The organism is Kitasatospora sp. NBC_01246, from assembly GCF_036226505.1.
GTDB lineage: Bacteria > Actinomycetota > Actinomycetes > Streptomycetales > Streptomycetaceae > Kitasatospora.
This window is the reverse complement of the sequence record NZ_CP108484.1, coordinates 3708316-3726890: the sequence shown is the minus strand read 5'-3', so window position 1 is coordinate 3726890 and position 18575 is coordinate 3708316. Positions and strand designations below refer to the sequence as shown.

The following is an 18575-nucleotide window of genomic DNA, read 5'->3' as shown; positions in this document are numbered from 1 at the left end:
GGCCGCCGAGGCAGGTCGCGGAAAGTGGCAACTACTCAGGCCCCCTGTTCGTCCTGCACTATGAAGGCCAGTGAGCGCGCACGGCGCGCCGGGGTGTCGGAGGTGGCGGATGGCCGTTCAACCGTGGGGCGAGCAGGGCCCCGGGTACGGAGGACGGCCGCCCCAGGTACCGGCCAAGCCGTACGCGCAGCCGCAGCCGTACGCCCAGTCCTACGCGCAGCCGGCGCCGATGCCGCAGTCGGCGATGCGGGCGGCCCACACCGACCGGGACCGCACGGTCGACGTGCTGAAGGCCGCGTACGCCGAGGGCCGGCTCTCCGCCGACGAGTACGGCCAGCGCTTCGACGCGGCGAGCGCCGCGCAGACGTACGGCGAGCTGGCCCGGCTGGTGGCCGATCTGCCCTCCGGCCCGATGGTGACGCCGATGCCGCCGATGACGGCGGTCGGCCAGCCGGTGCCGCAGACCTTCCTGCTGCCGCCCCCGCCGGTGCCGACCCGCCCGACCAACAGCACGGCCGTGGCGTCGATGGTGCTCGGCCTGATGGGGCTCGGGCTGCCGGCCGTGATCACCGGGCACATTGCCAAGGCCCAGATCCGGGAGCGCAACGAGGAGGGCGACACCATGGCCACGGTCGGCCTGGTCTTCGGCTACCTGGCCAGCGCCGTCTACACCCTGCTGATGCTGGCCCTGATCGCCTGATCGCCTGATCGCCTGATCGCCTGATCGCCTGAGCGCCTGAGCGCCTGACCGCCTGGCGCCTGACCGGCCGATCGCCCTCGCCCGCCCGGCCCCCCGGCCGGCGCCCGCCCCGGTGGCGGCGCCCGCCGGGGTGTGGTAGAGCGGCAGAAGAGCGGTTCGTCACCGGGAAGTCGTGCGCGCGACACCCCGGCGCCGCCCGGCCACCGCCGCGACCTGCGGCGTTGCATTTGTTTTGACCGAGCCCGATGCGCTAGGTACGCTCTGACCTTGTGCCTGGGGTGTCCCCGGGTCCTTGTGCGTGCATGCACACCGGCCGCCGCGCCGAGCCGGAGCGCCTCCCAGTGCTCCGCGCGTTGAGCGCCGTCGCTGTACATCAGCTCATGGGATTCCGTGTCGGAATAAGCCCAACACACCCGACCGCGTGGGTCGACCACGGGGTCGTGTGCGATGGAGACACCGCAGGTTAGTTTTACCAAGCCTTGGCACACAGAAAACGGAGAAACGGTGCCTACGATCCAGCAGCTGGTCCGAAAGGGCCGGCAGGACAAGGTCGAGAAGAACAAGACTCCCGCGCTGAAGGGCTCGCCCCAGCGTCGCGGCGTCTGCACGCGTGTGTACACGACCACCCCGAAGAAGCCGAACTCGGCGCTTCGTAAGGTCGCCCGTGTGCGCCTCACCAGCGGGATCGAGGTCACCGCTTACATCCCGGGCGAGGGCCACAACCTGCAGGAGCACTCCATCGTGCTGGTGCGCGGTGGTCGTGTGAAGGACCTTCCTGGTGTCCGCTACAAGATCATCCGCGGTTCGCTCGACACCCAGGGTGTCAAGAACCGCAAGCAGGCTCGCAGCCGCTACGGCGCCAAGAAGGAGAAGTAAGAATGCCTCGTAAGGGCCCCGCCCCGAAGCGCCCGGTCATCATCGACCCGGTTTACGGCTCCCCGGTCGTCACCCAGCTGGTCAACAAGATCCTGCTGCACGGCAAGCGCTCCACCGCCGAGCGGATCGTCTACGGCGCCCTTGAGGGCGTCCGCGAGAAGACCGGCTCCGACCCCGTCGTGGCGCTGAAGCGCGCGCTGGAGAACGTCAAGCCGGCTCTTGAGGTCAAGTCCCGCCGTGTCGGTGGCGCGACCTACCAGGTTCCGGTCGAGGTCCGTCCGGGCCGCGCCAGCACCCTGGCGCTGCGCTGGATGGTCGGTTACTCCCGCGCCCGTCGCGAGAAGACCATGACCGAGCGCCTGATGAACGAGATCCTCGACGCCAGCAACGGCCTGGGCGCTTCCGTGAAGCGTCGCGAGGACACCCACAAGATGGCCGAGTCCAACAAGGCCTTCGCGCACTACCGCTGGTAGTCCGAACCCCGTCACTAGACAGAGAGAGAACGAGCCACCATGGCTGCAACCTCCCTTGACCTCGCCAGGGTCCGCAACATCGGGATCATGGCGCACATCGACGCGGGCAAGACCACCACCACCGAGCGGATCCTGTTCTACACCGGTGTCTCGTACAAGATCGGTGAGGTCCACGATGGCGCTGCCACCATGGACTGGATGGAGCAGGAGCAGGAGCGCGGCATCACGATCACGTCGGCCGCGACGACCTGTCACTGGACGCTCGACGGCGTCGACAACACCATCAACATCATCGACACCCCGGGTCACGTCGACTTCACCGTCGAGGTGGAGCGTTCGCTGCGCGTCCTCGACGGTGCCGTCACGGTGTTCGACGGTGTCGCCGGCGTGGAGCCCCAGTCCGAGACCGTGTGGCGGCAGGCTGACCGCTACGGCGTCCCGCGCATCTGCTTCATCAACAAGCTGGACCGCACGGGCGCGAACTTCTTCTTCTGCGTCGACACCATCGTGGAGCGCCTCGGCGCCACCCCGCTGGTGATGCAGCTCCCGATCGGTGCCGAGGCGGACTTCCAGGGCGTCGTCGACCTGGTCCGCATGAAGGCGCTGGTCTGGACGGCCGAGGCCGCCAAGGGCGAGATGTACGACATCGTCGACATCCCGGCCGACCTGGTGGACCAGGCCGAGGAGTACCGCGAGCAGCTGCTGGACACCGTGTCGACCGTCAGCGACGAGGTGATGGAGCTCGCCATGGAGGGCGAGGCCGTCCCCGAGGAGCTCCTGATCGCCGCGATCCGCAAGGGCACGCTGAACTCGGACTTCACGCCGATCTTCTGCGGCACCGCCTTCAAGAACAAGGGCGTTCAGCCCCTGCTCGACGCGGTCGTCAACTACCTGCCGTCGCCGCTGGACATCGAGTCCATCGAGGGCACCAAGCCCGGCGACGACACGGTCAAGATCTCCCGCAAGGCGTCGGACGACGAGCCGCTCGCGGCTCTGGCGTTCAAGATCATGTCCGACCCGCACCTGGGCAAGCTCACCTTCGTCCGGATCTACTCCGGGCGCCTTGAGGCCGGCACCGCCGTCCTCAACGCGGTGAAGGGCCGCAAGGAGCGCATCGGCAAGATCTACCGCATGCACGCGAACAAGCGTGAGGAGATCGAGTCGGTGGGCGCCGGCGACATCGTCGCCGTCATGGGTCTCAAGCAGACCACCACCGGTGAGACCCTGTCCGACGAGAAGCACCCGGTCATCCTGGAGTCCATGGACTTCCCGGCCCCGGTCATCCGCGTCGCGATCGAGCCGAAGTCCAAGGGCGACCAGGAGCGGCTCGGTACCGCCATCCAGCGCCTGGCCGAGGAGGACCCGTCCTTCCAGGTCAACACGGACGAGGAGACCGGCCAGACCATCATCGCGGGTATGGGCGAGCTGCACCTCGAGGTGCTGGTCGACCGTATGAAGCGTGAGTTCAAGGTCGAGGCCAACGTCGGCAAGCCGCAGGTCGCGTACCGCGAGACGATCCGCAAGGCCGTCGAGCGCATCGACTTCACGCACAAGAAGCAGACCGGTGGCTCCGGCCAGTTCGCGAAGATCCAGATCGCGATCGAGCCGATCGAGTCCGGCGAGGGCTACGAGTTCGTCAACAAGGTCACCGGTGGCCGCGTGCCGAAGGAGTACATCCCTTCGGTCGACGCCGGTTGCCAGGAGGCCATGGAGTTCGGCGTGCTCGCCGGCTACCCGCTCCAGGGTGTCCGCGTGACGCTGCTCGACGGTGCCTCGCACGACGTCGACTCCTCCGAGCTCGCGTTCAAGATCGCCGGCTCGATGGCATTCAAGGAGGGCGCCCGTAAGGCCTCTCCGACCCTGCTGGAGCCGATGATGGCCGTCGAGGTCACCACGCCCGAGGACTACATGGGCGATGTGATCGGCGACATCAACTCTCGCCGTGGCCAGATCCGGTCCATGGACGAGCGTTACGGTGCCCGCGTCGTTTCGGCGCTGGTGCCCCTCTCCGAGATGTTCGGCTACGTCGGTGACCTGCGCAGCAAGACCTCTGGTCGCGCAAGCTACTCGATGCAGTTCGACTCGTACGCCGAGGTTCCGCGGAACGTGGCGGACGACATCATCGCCAAGGCCAAGGGCGAGTAAGGACCGGCGCGAGCCGAGTCCTTGCCCGAGCTCGCAGGACATCCCGACATTCGGGACGATTGCGAACCCTTAGGCTATTAGGAGGCGAACCCGGGGGAACCCACTCGGATTCCCCCGGGGGCCTCCGCCCCCACCCGCGGGACGGCATGGGGCGCACTCCAGCGCCGCATACCCAACCCGATCAAAGACCAACTGACGTCAGCACGGCGTACAGAACTGTCCTCAGGAGGACTGCAGTGGCGAAGGCGAAGTTCGAGCGGACGAAGCCCCACGTCAACATCGGCACCATCGGTCACATCGACCACGGTAAGACGACCCTTACCGCGGCCATCACCAAGGTGCTGCACGACGCGTACCCGGAGATCAACCCCTTCACGCCGTTCGACCAGATCGACAAGGCGCCGGAGGAGCGGCAGCGCGGTATCACCATCTCGATCGCGCACGTCGAGTACCAGACCGAGGCGCGTCACTACGCCCACGTCGACTGCCCGGGTCACGCGGACTACATCAAGAACATGATCACCGGTGCGGCCCAGATGGACGGTGCGATCCTCGTCGTCGCCGCCACCGACGGCCCGATGCCGCAGACCAAGGAGCACGTCCTCCTGGCCCGCCAGGTCGGCGTCCCCTACATCGTCGTCGCCCTGAACAAGGCCGACATGGTGGACGACGAGGAGATCCTGGAGCTCGTCGAGCTCGAGGTCCGTGAGCTCCTCTCCGAGTACGAGTTCCCGGGCGACGACCTGCCGGTCGTCCGCGTCTCCGCGCTGAAGGCGCTGGAGGGCGACAAGGAGTGGGGCGAGAAGCTCCTCGGCCTGATGCACGCGGTCGACGAGGCCATCCCGACCCCGGCCCGCGCCGTGGACCAGCCGTTCCTGATGCCGATCGAGGACGTCTTCACGATCACCGGTCGTGGCACCGTCGTCACCGGTCGTATCGAGCGTGGCATCCTCAAGGTCAACGAGACTGTCGACATCATCGGCATCAAGGAGACCAAGACCACCACCACGGTCACCGGTATCGAGATGTTCCGCAAGCTGCTCGACGAGGGCCAGGCCGGTGAGAACGTCGGTCTGCTCCTCCGTGGCATCAAGCGCGAGGATGTCGAGCGCGGCCAGGTCATCATCAAGCCCGGTTCGGTCACCCCGCACACCGAGTTCGAGGCCCAGTCCTACATCCTGTCGAAGGACGAGGGTGGCCGTCACACCCCCTTCTTCAACAACTACCGCCCGCAGTTCTACTTCCGTACCACGGACGTGACCGGCGTCGTGACCCTCCCCGAGGGCACCGAGATGGTCATGCCGGGCGACAACACCGCCATGACGGTCGTGCTGATCCAGCCGATCGCCATGGAGGAGGGCCTGAAGTTCGCCATCCGTGAGGGTGGCCGCACCGTCGGCGCCGGCCAGGTCACCAAGATCCTCAAGTAATCGAGGCTCTGGACCTGCCTGTGTCACACAGGTGAAGTCCGAAGGGCCCCGCACACCTCGGTGTGCGGGGCCCTTCGGCGTGTCGCGCGGAGCGCGCGGGGGTCCTGTGCGTAGGGCGATCGCGCTGCGGATAGACTGAGCCACCCGCAGCCGTCGCCAGGGCGAGGCTGACCGAGGCTCTCCGCCCCACTCGCTGAAAGCGCTCCGGAATGACCTCTGCCCCCCTTCTCACGAAGCCCTCGCTTCTCCGGCGCCGTTCGGCCGCGCGCGGGGGCCAGTCGCCCGATGGTCGCGCCAAGCGCCCCCGGCTGTACGCGCTCGACGGGATGCGTCTCTTCGCGGCCCTGAGCGTGCTCTCCTTCCACTGGACCGCCTACGTCGGCATCTCCGGGGTGTGGCAGGGCGTCACTCCGAAGGACGTACTGCCGACGGTGAACCGGATGGCGGCCTACGGCTGGCTCGGGGTGGAGCTGTTCTTCGTCATCAGCGGCTTCGTGATCTGCATGAGCTGCTGGGGGAAGCGGCCGGGGGAGTTCTTCGTCTCCCGGGTGGTCCGGCTGTACCCCGGCTACTGGGCGGGCATAGCGCTCACCAGCCTGGTGGTGCTGAACCTCAAGCAGTTCGCCCGTTCGGGGGCCGGTGACGGGCTCAACGCCGGCACCATCCTCGGCAACCTGACCATGCTTCAGACTCCGCTCGGGATGCGGCACGTCGACGGCGTCTACTGGACGCTCTGGGTGGAGATGCGGTTCTACCTGCTCTTCGCGATCGTCGTGGCGACCGGCCTCACCTACCGCAAGGTGGTGGCGTTCTGCGGGATCTGGACGATCCTCGCGGTGCTCGCCCCGCAGGCGGACCTCCCGCTGCTGACCACCCTCGCCATGCCGAACGAGTCGCCGTTCTTCATCGCCGGCGTCGGCATGTTCCTGATGTACCGCTTCGGTCAGAACCTGCTGCTCTGGGGGATCGTCGGATTCTCCTGGATCCTCGCGCTGACCCGCCTGACCTCCATCCAGGAGGTGTACGTCAACGTTCTCGGCCACCCCCTTTCGTGGAACGTCATGGCCGGTGCGGTGACGGCCGCGTTCGCCCTGGTGCTGGGTGCCGCGCTGGGCGTGTTCGACTGGGTGCAGTGGAAGTGGCTGACGGTCGCCGGTGCGCTGACCTACCCGCTCTACCTGATCCACCAGGAGATCGGCTGGACGCTGATCCACTGGCTGCTCACCAAGGACTTCGGTGTCCGGGCGGCCCTGGGGACGACCCTGCTCGCGGTGATGGTGGCGGCCTGGCTGATCCACCGGTTGGTCGAGCGGCCGGTCTCGAAGATGATGAAGAACGCCTTGGACCGTTCGATGGCGACCCTGCGCCGGGCCTCGGACGAACCCGCGCCGGTGAAGCACTGACAATGCAGGGGGACGCGTGAATTCGGCGTCCCAAGAATCATTCATGCAATCGCAAAATCCTGCTGCTAGCCTGGCCGCCATCACGGGGTGGACCCAGGCCGCGCACCCCTCCTTCGCAACCATCAGCTCGGTCGTCCGGGCCACCCGGCCGCACTCCGGGATCGATCGATCGTTCTCAAAGACATAAGGGACAGGCGACAACTGATGTACAACGCAGCAGTATCGGCAGAGCAGGCCGTCCCGCCGGCGCCGCTGTTGTCGGTCGTGATGCCGATCTACAACGAGCAGGAGGCCCTGCCGTTGACGGTCCAGCGCCTGCGCCCGATCCTGGACGAGCTGGGGATCGACTACGAGGTCGTCGGTATCGACGACGGCAGCACCGACGCCACCCCGGCGATCATGCAGAAGATCCACCAGGACTGGCCGGAGTTCCGGATCGTCCGCTTCGCGCGCAACTCCGGTCACCAGGCGGCGCTGACCGCGGGCATCCACCGCGCCTACGGCGACTACGTGGTGTCCATCGACGCCGACCTGCAGGACCCGCCGGAGAAGATCCCCGAGATGCTCGCGCTCGCCCGCGAGAAGAACCTCGACATCGTCTACGGCGTGCGCGGCGACCGCGGCACCGACACCTTCTTCAAGCGGCGTACGGCCGGCGCCTACTACTGGCTGATGCGCAAGCTGGTCGGCAAGAACATGCCGAACCAGGCCGGTGACTTCCGCCTGCTCAGCCGCGCCGCGGTGGACGCGCTCAAGGCGATGCCCGAGCACCAGCCGGTCTACCGCCTGCTGGTCCCGTGGCTGGGCTTCCCCAGCGGCGAGGTCGTCTACGTCCGCGAGGAGCGGGTCGCGGGCAGCACGCACTACCCGCTGTCCAAGATGGTCCGTCTCGCCATCGACAGCATCACCAACTTCTCCGCCAGCCCGCTGCGGCTCGCCACCTGGCTCGGCCTGCTGAGCTTCGTGCTCTGCTTCTGCCTGGGGATCTACACCACGGTCGAGTACGCGCTCGGCAAGACCGTGCCCGGCTGGTCCTCGCTGTTCGTCGGCATGCTCTTCCTCGGCGCCGTCCAGCTGGTCTGCATCGGTCTGCTGGGCGAGTACGTCGGCCGGATCTACTCGGCGGCACAGGCCCGCCCGGCCTACTTCGTCGGGTACGACTCGGCCGAGGACCGCGCGAAGGCGGCGAAGGTCTCCGAGTACGCGGTGTGACCCCCCCGGTCCGTCCCGCGGCGCCGGCCGCCGCGGGACGGACCGGCCGCCGACCGCCAGGAAGCCGACGCACAGCCCGCAGGAGAAGAAGAGCGATGGGCACTACCGACAGCACCGCGCCCGCCCTGGGCACGCCGACCCCGCCCGCGGGGCGGACCGGCAGTTCCGCGCCGGACGCCGGCGGTGCCCCGCTGAGCCCGCGCGACCGGGTGGTGGCGTTCCTGCCCGCGCTCGCGGCCTACCTCTTCCTGGTCGTCCTGCTGCTGGCCGCCGACACCTCGGTCAGTGACATCGCGCGGTACACCTTCTACGTGCTGTGGGGCGTCATGCTCCCGGGCACGCTGGTCTTCCGCCTGCTGCGGCGCCGTCCGCACACGCTGGTCGAGGACCTGGCCTTCGGCGCCGTGGTCGGCCTGGTGCTGGAGCTGGCCGCCTGGGCCGTCCTGGTCGGGCTCGGCCTGCAGTCGGTGGCCACGGCCTGGCCGCTGGCGGTGGTGATCCCGTTCGCCGCCGTGCCGGGGCTGCGGCGGCACTGGCGGCCGCGCGGCTACCGCCGCACCTCGCCGGGCTGGTCCTGGTCGGTCGCCGGCACCGTCGCGTTCACCAGCGCCTACATGTACGGGGCGGTGCTCAGCCGGAACCCGGTCGTGCCGGACAGCGAGACCACCCGGCAGTACATCGACCTGCCCTACCTGCTGTCGCTGGCCGGGAACGCCAAGCACAACTTCCCGCTGACCTTCCCGCAGGCCGCCGGGGAGCCGCTGCACTACCACTGGTTCACCTTCGTCCACATGGCGATGACCGACCTGGTCGGGCACATCGACCTGACCGTGGTCCAGATGCGCCTGATGGTCCCGGCGCTCGCCGCCCTGGCCATGGTGATCACCGCCGTGGTGGCGCACCGGCTGACCGGGCGGCCGTGGGCCGGGCCGGTCGCCGCCCTGCTGATCTTCGCGGTCGGCGAGTTCAACGCGATCTACCCCAACAACGTCGGCCACTGGACCTTCGGGGCTCCGGCGGTACCGCTGATGTCCTGGGCGAGCCTCTCTCTGACGTACAGCCAGCCGCTGCTGATGGCCCTGATCGGGGTGGTCGGTGACGCCCTGCGCGGGCGCGGCGGCGAGGCGCGCGCCGAGGAGGACGGGCCCGCCCGGATCCCGGCGCTCGGCCGGGGCGCGTTCGTCCTCACCGCGCTGTTCGCGGTGGCCTCCAGCGCGGCGAAGGCGAGCTCCCTGCCGGTGACGCTGGCCGCGCTGGCCTTCGCCGGTCTGATGGTGCTGATCGGCACGCGGCGCATCCCGTGGACCATCGTCGGCCTCGGCGCGGTCATCGCCGGCGCCCAGGTGTTCGCCACCGCGGTGCTGTTCCGCTTCGAGAGCTACGGCCTCGAAGTGGTGCCCTTCGGCAACATCGAGAAGTACTGGGCCGATCCGCAGCAGACCCGGACGGCGGTGACCCAGAGCGTGGTCGTCGCCGCCACGCTGATCGCGTTCCTGCTCAACCACCAGCTGCGGATGGTCGGCATGATCCCGCTCCTGTGGCGCCGCCGGCTCCGCCTGGAGCAGACCCAGTGGTTCCTGCTCGGCGGGGCCATCGCCGGCCCGGCCGTCTACCTGGTGGTCAACGGCTTCAACGCCAGCTACTTCACCCTCGCCGGCCTCTCCTTCGGCGTGCTGCTCTCGGCCTGGGGCTACTGCGAGGTCTTCGAGCGGGCCGCGCTGCCCACCCGGGGCAAGTTCGCGCTCGGCGCCGGCACGGTGGCCTTCGTCCTCCTGCTCACCCTCGGCATCTACCACTACGCGGACGACTGGGCGGCCTTCGCGCTCAAGGCGGTCGGCGACGCCGACGGCACCGAGTCCTACACGGCGCTGGTGCCGGCGCTGGCCGCGGCGGCGGCGCTGGCCGGGGCCGCGGCGGTCTGCGGCCTGCTCTGGTGGGCGGCCGGCCGGGCGCTGCCGGCGCTGCGCGGCCGCGGCGCCGTGGTGCTGCTCACCGCGGCGCTGGCGGCCGGCGCCCCCTCCCTGCTGCTCGACGTCCAGCAGTCCCGGCAGGTCCCGTGGGACGGCGCGTGGCCGCTCCCGGCCAGTCAGGTGGAGGCCGCGCGCTGGGTCCGCGCGCACAGCGACCCGACCGACGTCCTGGTGACCAACGGCCACTGCCGGTCGGAGAGCGACTACACCGTCCCCGGGGAGAACTGCTGGAACTCCCTGTCCTTCTACCTGAGCGCCTACTCCGAGCGCTCGGTGCTGGTGGAGGGCTGGGCCTACTCGCCGCGGCTGATGTCGGCGAAGTCCGCGTCCTTCTGGGACCAGGAGCTGCTCAAGCTCAACGAGGACTCCGTCTACCGGCCGACGGCCGCTATCCTCGACCGGCTGAGCGAGCGGCACCACGTCCGCTACGTGGTGGTGAACCGCAAGGTGGCGCCGGAGTCGCCGGACCTGAAGACCCTCGCCAAGCCGGTCTTCGACAACGGCCGGATGGCCGTGTACGAGATTTCCTGAACCCCCGAACCGATCGCATGGGTGCTCACATGGTTTCCACCGACCAGCCGACCGAAGCGGCCGAGGTGCCGCCGGCCGGCCAGGGCCCGCGGCCCTCCGACACCGGGACGGCCAAGCGCCAGGTCCCGTCCTTCCTGGTGATCGGGGTCCTGAGCACCCTCTTCTACCTGCTCCTCTACGTGGTGGCCCGGCGCTTCGTCGACCCCCAGGCGGCCAACCTCATCGCGCTCGCGGTCAGCGCGGTCGCCAACACCGCGGCCAACCGCCGGTTCACCTTCGGGATCACCGGCAGTGAGGGCGCGCTGCGTCACCAGCTCCAGGGCGCGGTGGCCTTCCTCATCGGCCTCGGTCTGAGCTCCGGGGCGCTGGCGCTGCTCGACCTGGCCGCGCCGAACGCCTCGAAGGCGGTCGAGGTGGCCGGGCTGATCGCCGCGAACGGTCTGGCGACGGTGGTCCGGTTCCTGCTGATGAAGATCTGGGTCTTCAGGGAGAAGTGACCCCGGGCGGCTTCGGCGGCGGCTGGGACGGCGTCCGGGGCTGCCGCGGCGGTGCCGGGGGCCGGGGCCCGCGCCCGGCGGTCCGCCGCCGCTGCCCCGGGATCCAGGACCGCAGCCGCAGCGCGGGCGCCTCGACGAGGTGCCAGGAGAGCGCCGCCAGCAGACCGGTCACGGCCAGCGCGCCGGCCAGGAAGCCGAGCGGACCGAAGCGGGCTGCGCCGGTCAGTGCCAGCGCCTGCTCGACGGGGAAGCCGAAGACGTACACGCCGTACGAGTAGTCGCCGCGCACGCCGATCGCCCGCCAGCGGCGGGGGAGCGCCGACGCGGCCCAGAACAGCAGATAGACCAGCGCGGGGACGCCGAGCACCGCGAAGCCGCCCCAGCGGGCCGAGCCGGTCAGGACGAGCGCGGCGGTCAGCGCCAGGGCGTCGTGGAGCGGGACCCGCTCGGCGTAGAGCCGCAGCACGCCGCCGAGCAGGAAGGCCAGGCCGAGGGTGGCGGCGAGGTGGAAGGTGACCAGGCCCAGCAGCGGGAGCGCCACCCCGGGCCCGCCCGCCGGGGGCACCTCGGCCGGGAGGTCCACGGCGCCGCTCGCGACCAGGAGCCAGAGCGCGAGCGCCGCCGAGGCGACGAACGCCCGCCGGCGCAGTAGCCCCAGGGCGGCCAGCAGCCCCGCCGCCAGGTAGCAGAGCAGCTCGTACTTGAGCGACCAGAGGGCGCCGTTGAGGCTCCGGTCGAAGTTGGTCCCGCTGCGGACGCCCTCGGCGATCACGCCCGAGACGTCCCAGCCGGTGGTGGGCGCGGCACTGCCGAGGCTGGTCAGATAGCTCAGCGGACCGTCCGGGCGGGTCCAGAAGCCGCCCAGGGTGCCGTGCTGCCACCAGTACAGGGCGGGCATCAGGACGGCGGCCGAGAACAGCAGCGAGCCGCCGAGGCCGGGCCCGATGCGCAGGGCCCGGTGCCAGAGGTAGCGGCCGGGCGGGAGCCGTCGGGCGCTCTCGGTGATCACGAATCCGGAGAGTGCGAAGAACCCGAGGACGGCGGCCTTGCCGAGGTCGGTCTGCCGGCCGCTCCAGAGCCAGAGCGGATCGGGGTGTCCCCAGCCGAGCGGGAAGACGTGCGAGACGACGACGGTGGCGGCCAGCAGGAGGCGGAGCGCGCCGAGCCCGTTCGCCCGGTCGTCGAGGATCCGCGCGAGGGTGCCGCGCGGGCGGAGCACTGCTGGTCGGCTGATGGCTCCCCCGGCGGATCGGCCGGGCGGCGCCCGCGGTCGTCGCGGACGCCGCCCCGTGGCGGCGTGCGGTGCTCGTCGGACGCGGGCCGGGGCCCTACGCCTGCGGAGCGGCGATCTGGGCCTCCCAGAGGTCGCGGACGGCCTCGCGCAGGGTCCGCCGGGGCTCCCAGCCGAGCCGCTCGCGGGCGACGGTGATGTCGAGCTGCTGCCACTCCGTCTCCGGGCCGGTGCCGTCCGGCGCGGGGACCTCGGTGATCTCGGTGGGCACCCCGCTCTCCTCGATCAGCAGCTCGACCAGCAGCCGGGCGGAGGACGCGGCGCCGGTGCCGATGTTGACCACCGGCGGCACGTCCGGGCGGACGGCGGCGAGCAGCACGGCGTCCAGGGTGTCGCCGAGGTCGACGAAGTCGCGCTGGGCGGTGAGCGGCTGCAGCGAGAGCTGAGCGGTCTCGCCGGCCCGGCGGGCGGCGTCCAGCTTGGCGGCCATCACACCGAGCAGGCTGTGACCGGGCTGGCCGGCGCCGACCACGTTGCCGAGCCGCAGCGACACCGCGTCCAGCCGGCCGGCTTCGACGGCGCGGACGACGGCCTCGGTGGCGGTGAGCTTGAGCTTGCCGTACTCCATCACCGGCGCGGCGGGGTCGCTCTCGCGCTGGCTGGTGCCGACCGGCGCCATGCCGTACTCGTGCACGGTGCCGAGGTGGACCAGGCGGGCGGGGGAGGCCATCGCGCAGACGGCCTCGATCAGGCGATCCACCAGGACCACGTTGGCCTGGTACATCTGCTCGTCGTTCAGGCCCCACATGCCGCCGGCCGCGTTGACGACGGTGTCGATCCGCTCGCGGTCGAGCAGCGCGGTGAGGTCGGCGGCGGCGTCGGAGGAGATGTCGAAGGCGACGAACCGGCCGGGCGCCGGCACGGCCGGGGCCTTGCGGGCGAGGCTGACGACCTCGGCGCCCTGCTCCAGCAGGCGGGCGCCGACCACGCGGCCGATGAAGCCGGTGCCGCCGAGGACGGCGACCCGGGAGGGGGCCGGGTGCGGTGCGGTCATGTGCGGTGACTCCCTGGGGCGGTGATGGGCCCGGGGCGGTGACGGGCCCGGGACGGTGGCGGCTGGGTCAGCGGGGGCGGGCGGCGGTGCTGGTGGCGTTGCGCAGCAGGGCCTTCGCCCCGTCCCACTGGCCGGCGCGCATCGCGCCCGGGACCAGGGTGAGGGCGTGGATCCGGGCCGAGAGGTGCATCCGGGAGGCCTTGGCGGCCCGCGGCCAGCCGTGCGCGTCCAGGCGGTCGGCGGCGTCCAGGAAGTACCGGCGGGCCTCGGTGAACCGGGTGCCGCTGTAGGCGGACTTCGAGGAGATGCTGACGGTGTGTCGGCGGTACTGGAACGCCCGGACGTCGTCGACGACCATGTGCTCGCCGGCCTGGAGCAGGTCGATGACGAGCGCGAGGTCCTGGATGATCTCCAGGTTGTCGCGGAAACCGGTGGTCCGCACGGCCTCGGTGCGCCAGCAGATCGACGGGAAGTACAGCCAGTTGCCCTTGAGCAGGCTGACCGCGAGCTCCTCGCCGCCCCGCAGGGTGCGGCCCTGCTGCTTGGGCGCGTAGATCCGGCGCTTGGCCTCGTCGGCCAGCGAGCTGGTCGGCTTCCCGTCGCCGTCGATCACCTGGACGCCCGGCTGGATCATCGCGACGCCGGGGTACTGGGCCAGGATCGAGCGGATGGTGGCGACGTAGTTGGGCAGCATGATGTCGTCGGTGCCCATGAACATCATGTACTCGTACTCGGCCATGCCCAGGCACTTGCGGTAGTTGCCGGTGACGCCGAGGTTCTGCTCGTTCCGGAAGTACCGCACCCGCGGGTCGCCGAGCTCGGCGAACCACTCCGGGACGCCGGGCTCCCGGCCGTCGTCGACGACGGTCAGCCGCCAGTCGGGATCGCTCTGCGCCAGCACGCTGCGGACCGCGGCCTGCATCAGCGCGACGTCGCCGTAGTACGGAAGCAGGATTTCCAGAGTGGTCATGGTGGAGGGCACATCCGCTGGTCTGAGTCGGGGCCGGGTGCGGGGCGAGGACCCCGCGGCGGGCCCATCATACTGAGCCGGTCGGCGGCTCCCGCCGGGGCGGACGACGATGCCCGGGCCCGCGCCGGAGGGCGGCGGGCCCGGGCATCGGGCGGTTCAGCGGGTGCGCAGGCTCTCGGTGAAGGCGAGGCACTTCTCGTAGTCCGGCAGCAGGCCGGTGGCGAGCGCCTCGGCCAGCGAGGGCGCGGCGTCGTCCCGGGCGGACAGCTGCGGGGCGTCGGTGGGCCACTCGATCCCGAGGTCCGGGTCCAGCGGGTGCACCGCGTGCTCACCGGTCGGGTTGTAGGTCTCGGAGCAGACGTAGGACAGCGTGGCGTCGTCGGTCAGCGCGCAGAAACCGTGGCCGAGGCCCTCGGGGATGTAGACCGACCTGCGCTCGGCGTCGTCCAGCCGGACGAACTCCCAGCGGCCGAAGGCGGGGGAGCCCACCCGCAGGTCCACGATCACGTCGAGCACGGCGCCGCGCACGCAGCTGACGTACTTGGCCTGGCCGGGCGGGACGTCGGCGAAGTGGATGCCGCGCACGACGTCCTTGGCGGACACCGACAGGTTGCCCTGGGCGAACTTCAGCGGGTGGCCGACCACCTCTTCGAGCCGGTCGAAGCGGTACCACTCCATGAACAGGCCGCGCGGGTCGCCGTGCTGCTGCGGGGTGACCTCGAAGGCGCCGGGGATCGAGAGCTCACGGAACTTCACCGGGCCGCCTCCTCTTCGAGCAGCGCGATCAGGTAGTCGCCGTAGCCGCTCTTGCACAGCGGCTCGGCCAGCTCGCGCAGCTGCGCGTCGTCGATCAGGCCGGCCCGCCAGGCCGCCTCCTCGATGCAGCCGATCTTGAAGCCCTGGCGCTCCTCGATGACCCGGACGAACTCGGAGGCCTGCACCATCGACACGAACGTGCCGGTGTCGAGCCAGGCGGTACCGCGGTCGAGGATGGTGACGTGCAGCTCACCGGTCTTGAGGTACTCCTCGTTGACCGCGGTGATCTCCAGCTCGCCGCGCGCGCTCGGGCGCAGGCCGGCCGCGATCTTGACCACGCGGTTGTCGTAGAAGTACAGGCCGGGCACCGCGTAGCGGGACTTGGGCTGGGTGGGCTTCTCCTCGATGGAGATGACCTGGCCGTTGTCGTCGAACTCCACCACGCCGTACGCGGTCGGGTCGGCGACCGGGTAGGCGAACACCATGCCGCCCTGCGGCGCGGTGCGCTGCGCGAGCCGGGTGCCGAGGCCGCTGCCGTGGAAGATGTTGTCGCCGAGGATCAGCGCGACGGGCTCGTCACCGATGAAGTCGGCGCCGAGCACGAAGGCCTGGGCGATGCCCTCCGGCTTCTCCTGGACGGCGTACTCCAGCTTGAGGCCGAACTGGGAGCCGTCGCCGAGCAGCCGCTGGAACTGCTCCTGGTCCTGCGGGGTGGTAATGATCAGGATCTCGCTGATGCCCGCCATGACCAGGGTCGACAGCGGGTAGTAGATCATCGGCTTGTCGAAGACGGGGAGGAGCTGCTTCGAGACTGCTCGGGTCAGCGGCCACAGTCGTGACCCGGTGCCGCCCGCCAAGAGGATTCCACGCATGCGCGCAGCTTATGTGAGGTTCGGAGCCCGCCGCTGACCCGGGGCGAGGGCCCCGGGGCACACCGGTAGACTGCCCGCACTATGCGCATCCTCGTCACCGGCGGCGCCGGCTTCATCGGTTCAGAGTTCGTCCGCCAGCTGCTCGGCGCCGACGCAACGGATCAGATCACCGTCTTCGACAAGCTCACCTACTCGGGCGTCGAGGCCAACCTGGCGCCCGTCGCCGGTCACAGCGGCTACTCCTTCGTGCGTGGCGACATCTGTGACGCGGAGGCCGTCGACCAGGTCATGCCCGGCCACGACGTGGTCGTCCACTTCGCGGCCGAGTCGCACGTGGACCGCTCCATCGAGGGCGCCGGCCCGTTCGTGGTCACCAACGTCCTGGGCACCCAGGTGCTGCTGGACTCGGCCAAGAAGCACGGCGTCGGCCGCTTCGTCCACGTCTCCACCGACGAGGTCTACGGCTCCATCTCCGAGGGCTCGTGGACCGAGGAGTGGCCGCTGGCGCCCAACTCCCCGTACTCGGCCTCGAAGGCCGGCTCGGACCTGCTGGCGCTCGCCTACCACCGCACCCACGGCATGGACGTGGTGGTCACCCGCTGCTCCAACAACTACGGGCACTACCAGTTCCCGGAGAAGGTCATCCCGCTGTTCACCACCAACCTGCTGGACGGCAGGAAGGTGCCGCTCTACGGCACCGGCGGCAACATCCGGGACTGGCTGCACGTCTCCGACCACTGCCGCGGCATCGAGCTGGCCATGCGCAAGGGCCGCTCCGGCGAGGTCTACAACATCGGCGGCGGCACCGAGATCACCAACAAGGAGCTCACCGAGCTGCTGCTCCAGGCCGCCGGCGCCGACTGGTCGATGGTCGAGCCGGTCGCCGACCGCAAGGGCCACGACCTGCGCTACTCGCTGGACATCACCAAGATCAGCGAGGAGCTCGGCTACGCCCCGCAGGTCCGCTTCGAGGACGGCCTCGCCGCCACCATCGCCTGGTACCGCGAGAACCGCGCCTGGTGGGAGCCGCTGAAGGCCAAGGCCACCCTGCGATGACGAACCCGGTGGCCAAGCTGCTGGGGGCGCTGCCCCCCGGTGTGCGGCTCGTCGCGGGGGGCACCGTGGTCCTCGGTGTCTCCTCGTACATCTTCCTGGCCCTGGCCGGGCACAGCTTGGACACCACCCAGGTCGCCGGCGTCTCGATGCTCTGGACCGTGGTCATGTCCGTCGGGTACGGGCTGTTCTCTCCGGTCGAGCTGGAGCTGACCCGCCTGGTGGCCGCCCGTGACGTGGCGGGACAGGGCCCCGGACCGGCGATCCGGCGGGTCCTGCTGGTCACCGCCGGGGTCCTGGTGGCGGTGCTGGCCGTGATCGCGGCCGCCGCCCGGCCGATCGCGGACCGCTTCTTCTCCGGCGACCTCGGCCTGGTGGCCGGCCTGGGCGGCGCCCTGGTCGGCCTGGCCGTGAGCTCGGTGGCCCGCGGGGCACTGGCCGGCCTGGGCAACTTCGGCGCGTACGGCATGCAGCTCGCCGTCGACGGCGGGCTGCGGATCGGGCTCGCCGCGCTGATCCCGGTGTTCGGCGCGCACTCCGCGTTCGCGTTCGCGCTGATCCTGGTCGCCGCACCGCTCGCCGCCTCGGCGATCGGGATGCGTTCGGTCCTCGCGGACCGGCGCGGCGGTCCGGCCCCGGTCTGGCGCGACGTCGTCACCGGGCTCGGCCTGCTGACCGGTTCGACGCTGCTGGCCCAGCTGATGGTCAACGCGGCCGTGGTCAGCGTCGGCGTGCTCTCGCCGTCCTCCAAGGCGCTGATCGCCGCCCTGCTGAACGCCGTGGTGCTGGCCCGGGTGCCGCTCTTCGCCTACGCGGCGATCCAGGCCTCCCTGGTCTCCTCGCTCTCCGGCGCCGCCGCGGCCGGCAACCACGGGGAGTTCCGCAAGGTCCTGCTGCGCACCGGCGGCATCGTGGTGCTGATGAGCGCCGCGGCCGGCCTGCCGACGGTGATCCTCGGCCCCTGGGCGATCCGGCTGTTCTTCAAGGCGCAGGACGTGCTGGGTTCGGTGGACTTCCTCTGGCTGGCCCTCGGCACGCTCTGCTACATGCTGGCGACCGTCTTCGGCCAGGCCCTGCTCGCGCTCGGGCGCCACCAGCGCCAGCTGCTCTCCTGGCTGGCCGGTTCCGTGGTGCTGGTGGCCGTCACCCTGGTACCCGGGGCGATCGCCACCAGGGTCGAACTCGCCTACCTGGCTGGTGCGGCGGTCAGCGCTGCTGCCATGCTGTGGGCGCTGGCCCGCTCGCTGTCCGCCCCGGCCCGGCCCGTGGCGGAACACCGGGCACCACTGGCGGCACACCAGTCGTCGGAGGTATGACGCCCGTTCGCCGGGCCCACAGCCGGCGGCGGCGGGACGTTCACGCCGCGCCTTTAATATGTGATTACCCTTGGCCACGCCACTGC

The 18575-nt window shown here is 70.5% G+C and carries 16 protein-coding genes; 11 read left to right on the top strand and 5 right to left on the bottom strand.

All coding sequences use genetic code 11. The features are described 5' to 3' along the window. Positions 1-109 precede the first annotated feature (109 nt). From OG618_RS16280 to OG618_RS16240, 9 genes are all read left to right on the top strand, one after another. Complete coding sequence (locus tag OG618_RS16280; RefSeq protein ID WP_329488149.1) at positions 110-700, top strand: DUF1707 and DUF4190 domain-containing protein; 591 nt, start codon at positions 110-112, stop codon at positions 698-700. Positions 701-1204: 504 nt separating this feature from the next. Continuing rightward, positions 1205-1576: a 30S ribosomal protein S12 gene (rpsL, locus tag OG618_RS16275; RefSeq protein ID WP_014144289.1), complete on the top strand. Its 372-nt coding sequence runs from the start codon at positions 1205-1207 to the stop codon at positions 1574-1576. 2 nt (positions 1577-1578) lie between these two features. Continuing rightward, positions 1579-2049 carry a 30S ribosomal protein S7 gene (gene rpsG, locus OG618_RS16270; protein WP_148644378.1) on the top strand — a complete coding sequence of 157 codons (471 nt, stop codon included), beginning with the start codon at positions 1579-1581 and terminating at the stop codon, positions 2047-2049. 39 nt (positions 2050-2088) lie between these two features. After that, entirely contained in the window at positions 2089-4194 is a 2106-nt protein-coding gene (gene fusA, locus OG618_RS16265; protein WP_329488147.1) for an elongation factor G, read from the top strand. Between the two features lie 236 nt (positions 4195-4430). Further along, the gene (gene tuf, locus OG618_RS16260; RefSeq protein ID WP_329488145.1) at positions 4431-5624 is read left to right on the top strand and encodes an elongation factor Tu; all 1194 of its coding nucleotides are present in this window, start codon (positions 4431-4433) and stop codon (positions 5622-5624) included. A 209-nt stretch (positions 5625-5833) separates the two neighbouring features. Further along, on the top strand, positions 5834-7027 hold the full coding sequence (locus tag OG618_RS16255) for an acyltransferase family protein (protein WP_329488144.1): 1194 nt from the start codon (positions 5834-5836) through the stop codon (positions 7025-7027). A 204-nt stretch (positions 7028-7231) separates the two neighbouring features. Continuing rightward, positions 7232-8239: a glycosyltransferase family 2 protein gene (locus OG618_RS16250; RefSeq protein WP_329488142.1), complete on the top strand. Its 1008-nt coding sequence runs from the start codon at positions 7232-7234 to the stop codon at positions 8237-8239. Positions 8240-8334: 95 nt separating this feature from the next. Further along, positions 8335-10740, top strand: a complete 2406-nt coding sequence (locus OG618_RS16245; RefSeq protein WP_329488141.1) for a hypothetical protein — start codon at positions 8335-8337, stop codon at positions 10738-10740. 29 nt (positions 10741-10769) lie between these two features. Beyond that, on the top strand, positions 10770-11237 hold the full coding sequence (locus OG618_RS16240; RefSeq protein WP_329488140.1) for a GtrA family protein: 468 nt from the start codon (positions 10770-10772) through the stop codon (positions 11235-11237). Here the strand turns inward: OG618_RS16240 and OG618_RS16235 are convergent. From OG618_RS16235 to rfbA, 5 genes are all read right to left on the bottom strand, one after another. Further along, a complete protein-coding gene (locus tag OG618_RS16235) occupies positions 11224-12456 on the bottom strand; it encodes an acyltransferase family protein (protein ID WP_329488138.1) in 1233 nt (410 codons plus the stop codon). The genes OG618_RS16240 and OG618_RS16235 overlap by 14 nt on opposite strands. Positions 12457-12565: 109 nt before the next feature. Next, on the bottom strand, positions 12566-13522 hold the full coding sequence (locus OG618_RS16230; protein ID WP_329488137.1) for an NAD-dependent epimerase/dehydratase family protein: 957 nt from the start codon (positions 13520-13522) through the stop codon (positions 12566-12568). Between the two features lie 67 nt (positions 13523-13589). Next, positions 13590-14492 carry a glycosyltransferase family 2 protein gene (locus tag OG618_RS16225; protein WP_329488136.1) on the bottom strand — a complete coding sequence of 301 codons (903 nt, stop codon included), beginning with the start codon at positions 14490-14492 and terminating at the stop codon, positions 13590-13592. Between the two features lie 156 nt (positions 14493-14648). Beyond that, positions 14649-15248, bottom strand: coding sequence for a dTDP-4-dehydrorhamnose 3,5-epimerase (gene rfbC, locus OG618_RS16220; protein WP_329488135.1), 600 nt, complete (start codon positions 15246-15248; stop codon positions 14649-14651). After that, a complete protein-coding gene (gene rfbA, locus OG618_RS16215; RefSeq protein ID WP_329488133.1) occupies positions 15245-16120 on the bottom strand; it encodes a glucose-1-phosphate thymidylyltransferase RfbA in 876 nt (291 codons plus the stop codon). Before rfbA ends, rfbC begins: the two co-directional genes overlap by 4 nt. 81 nt (positions 16121-16201) lie before the next feature. On the opposite strand from rfbA, the gene rfbB reads away from it, so the two are divergent. Together rfbB and OG618_RS16205 are read left to right on the top strand one after the other, a co-directional pair. Continuing rightward, positions 16202-17176, top strand: a complete 975-nt coding sequence (gene rfbB, locus OG618_RS16210; protein ID WP_329488132.1) for a dTDP-glucose 4,6-dehydratase — start codon at positions 16202-16204, stop codon at positions 17174-17176. Further along, the gene (locus OG618_RS16205) at positions 17173-18489 is read left to right on the top strand and encodes a lipopolysaccharide biosynthesis protein (RefSeq protein WP_329488131.1); all 1317 of its coding nucleotides are present in this window, start codon (positions 17173-17175) and stop codon (positions 18487-18489) included. Before rfbB ends, OG618_RS16205 begins: the two co-directional genes overlap by 4 nt. Positions 18490-18575: the final 86 nt, after the last annotated feature.

Coding starts and splice junctions, on each gene's coding strand:
- OG618_RS16280 (WP_329488149.1), top strand. CDS start 110: ATGGCCGTTCAACCGTGGGGCGAGCAGGGCCCCGGGTACGGAGGACGG.
- rpsG (WP_148644378.1), top strand. CDS start 1,579: ATGCCTCGTAAGGGCCCCGCCCCGAAGCGCCCGGTCATCATCGACCCG.
- fusA (WP_329488147.1), top strand. CDS start 2,089: ATGGCTGCAACCTCCCTTGACCTCGCCAGGGTCCGCAACATCGGGATC.
- OG618_RS16255 (WP_329488144.1), top strand. CDS start 5,834: ATGACCTCTGCCCCCCTTCTCACGAAGCCCTCGCTTCTCCGGCGCCGT.
- OG618_RS16250 (WP_329488142.1), top strand. CDS start 7,232: ATGTACAACGCAGCAGTATCGGCAGAGCAGGCCGTCCCGCCGGCGCCG.
- OG618_RS16245 (WP_329488141.1), top strand. CDS start 8,335: ATGGGCACTACCGACAGCACCGCGCCCGCCCTGGGCACGCCGACCCCG.
- OG618_RS16240 (WP_329488140.1), top strand. CDS start 10,770: ATGGTTTCCACCGACCAGCCGACCGAAGCGGCCGAGGTGCCGCCGGCC.
- OG618_RS16230 (WP_329488137.1), bottom strand. CDS start 13,522: ATGACCGCACCGCACCCGGCCCCCTCCCGGGTCGCCGTCCTCGGCGGC.
- OG618_RS16225 (WP_329488136.1), bottom strand. CDS start 14,492: ATGACCACTCTGGAAATCCTGCTTCCGTACTACGGCGACGTCGCGCTG.
- rfbA (WP_329488133.1), bottom strand. CDS start 16,120: ATGCGTGGAATCCTCTTGGCGGGCGGCACCGGGTCACGACTGTGGCCG.
- rfbB (WP_329488132.1), top strand. CDS start 16,202: ATGCGCATCCTCGTCACCGGCGGCGCCGGCTTCATCGGTTCAGAGTTC.
- OG618_RS16205 (WP_329488131.1), top strand. CDS start 17,173: ATGACGAACCCGGTGGCCAAGCTGCTGGGGGCGCTGCCCCCCGGTGTG.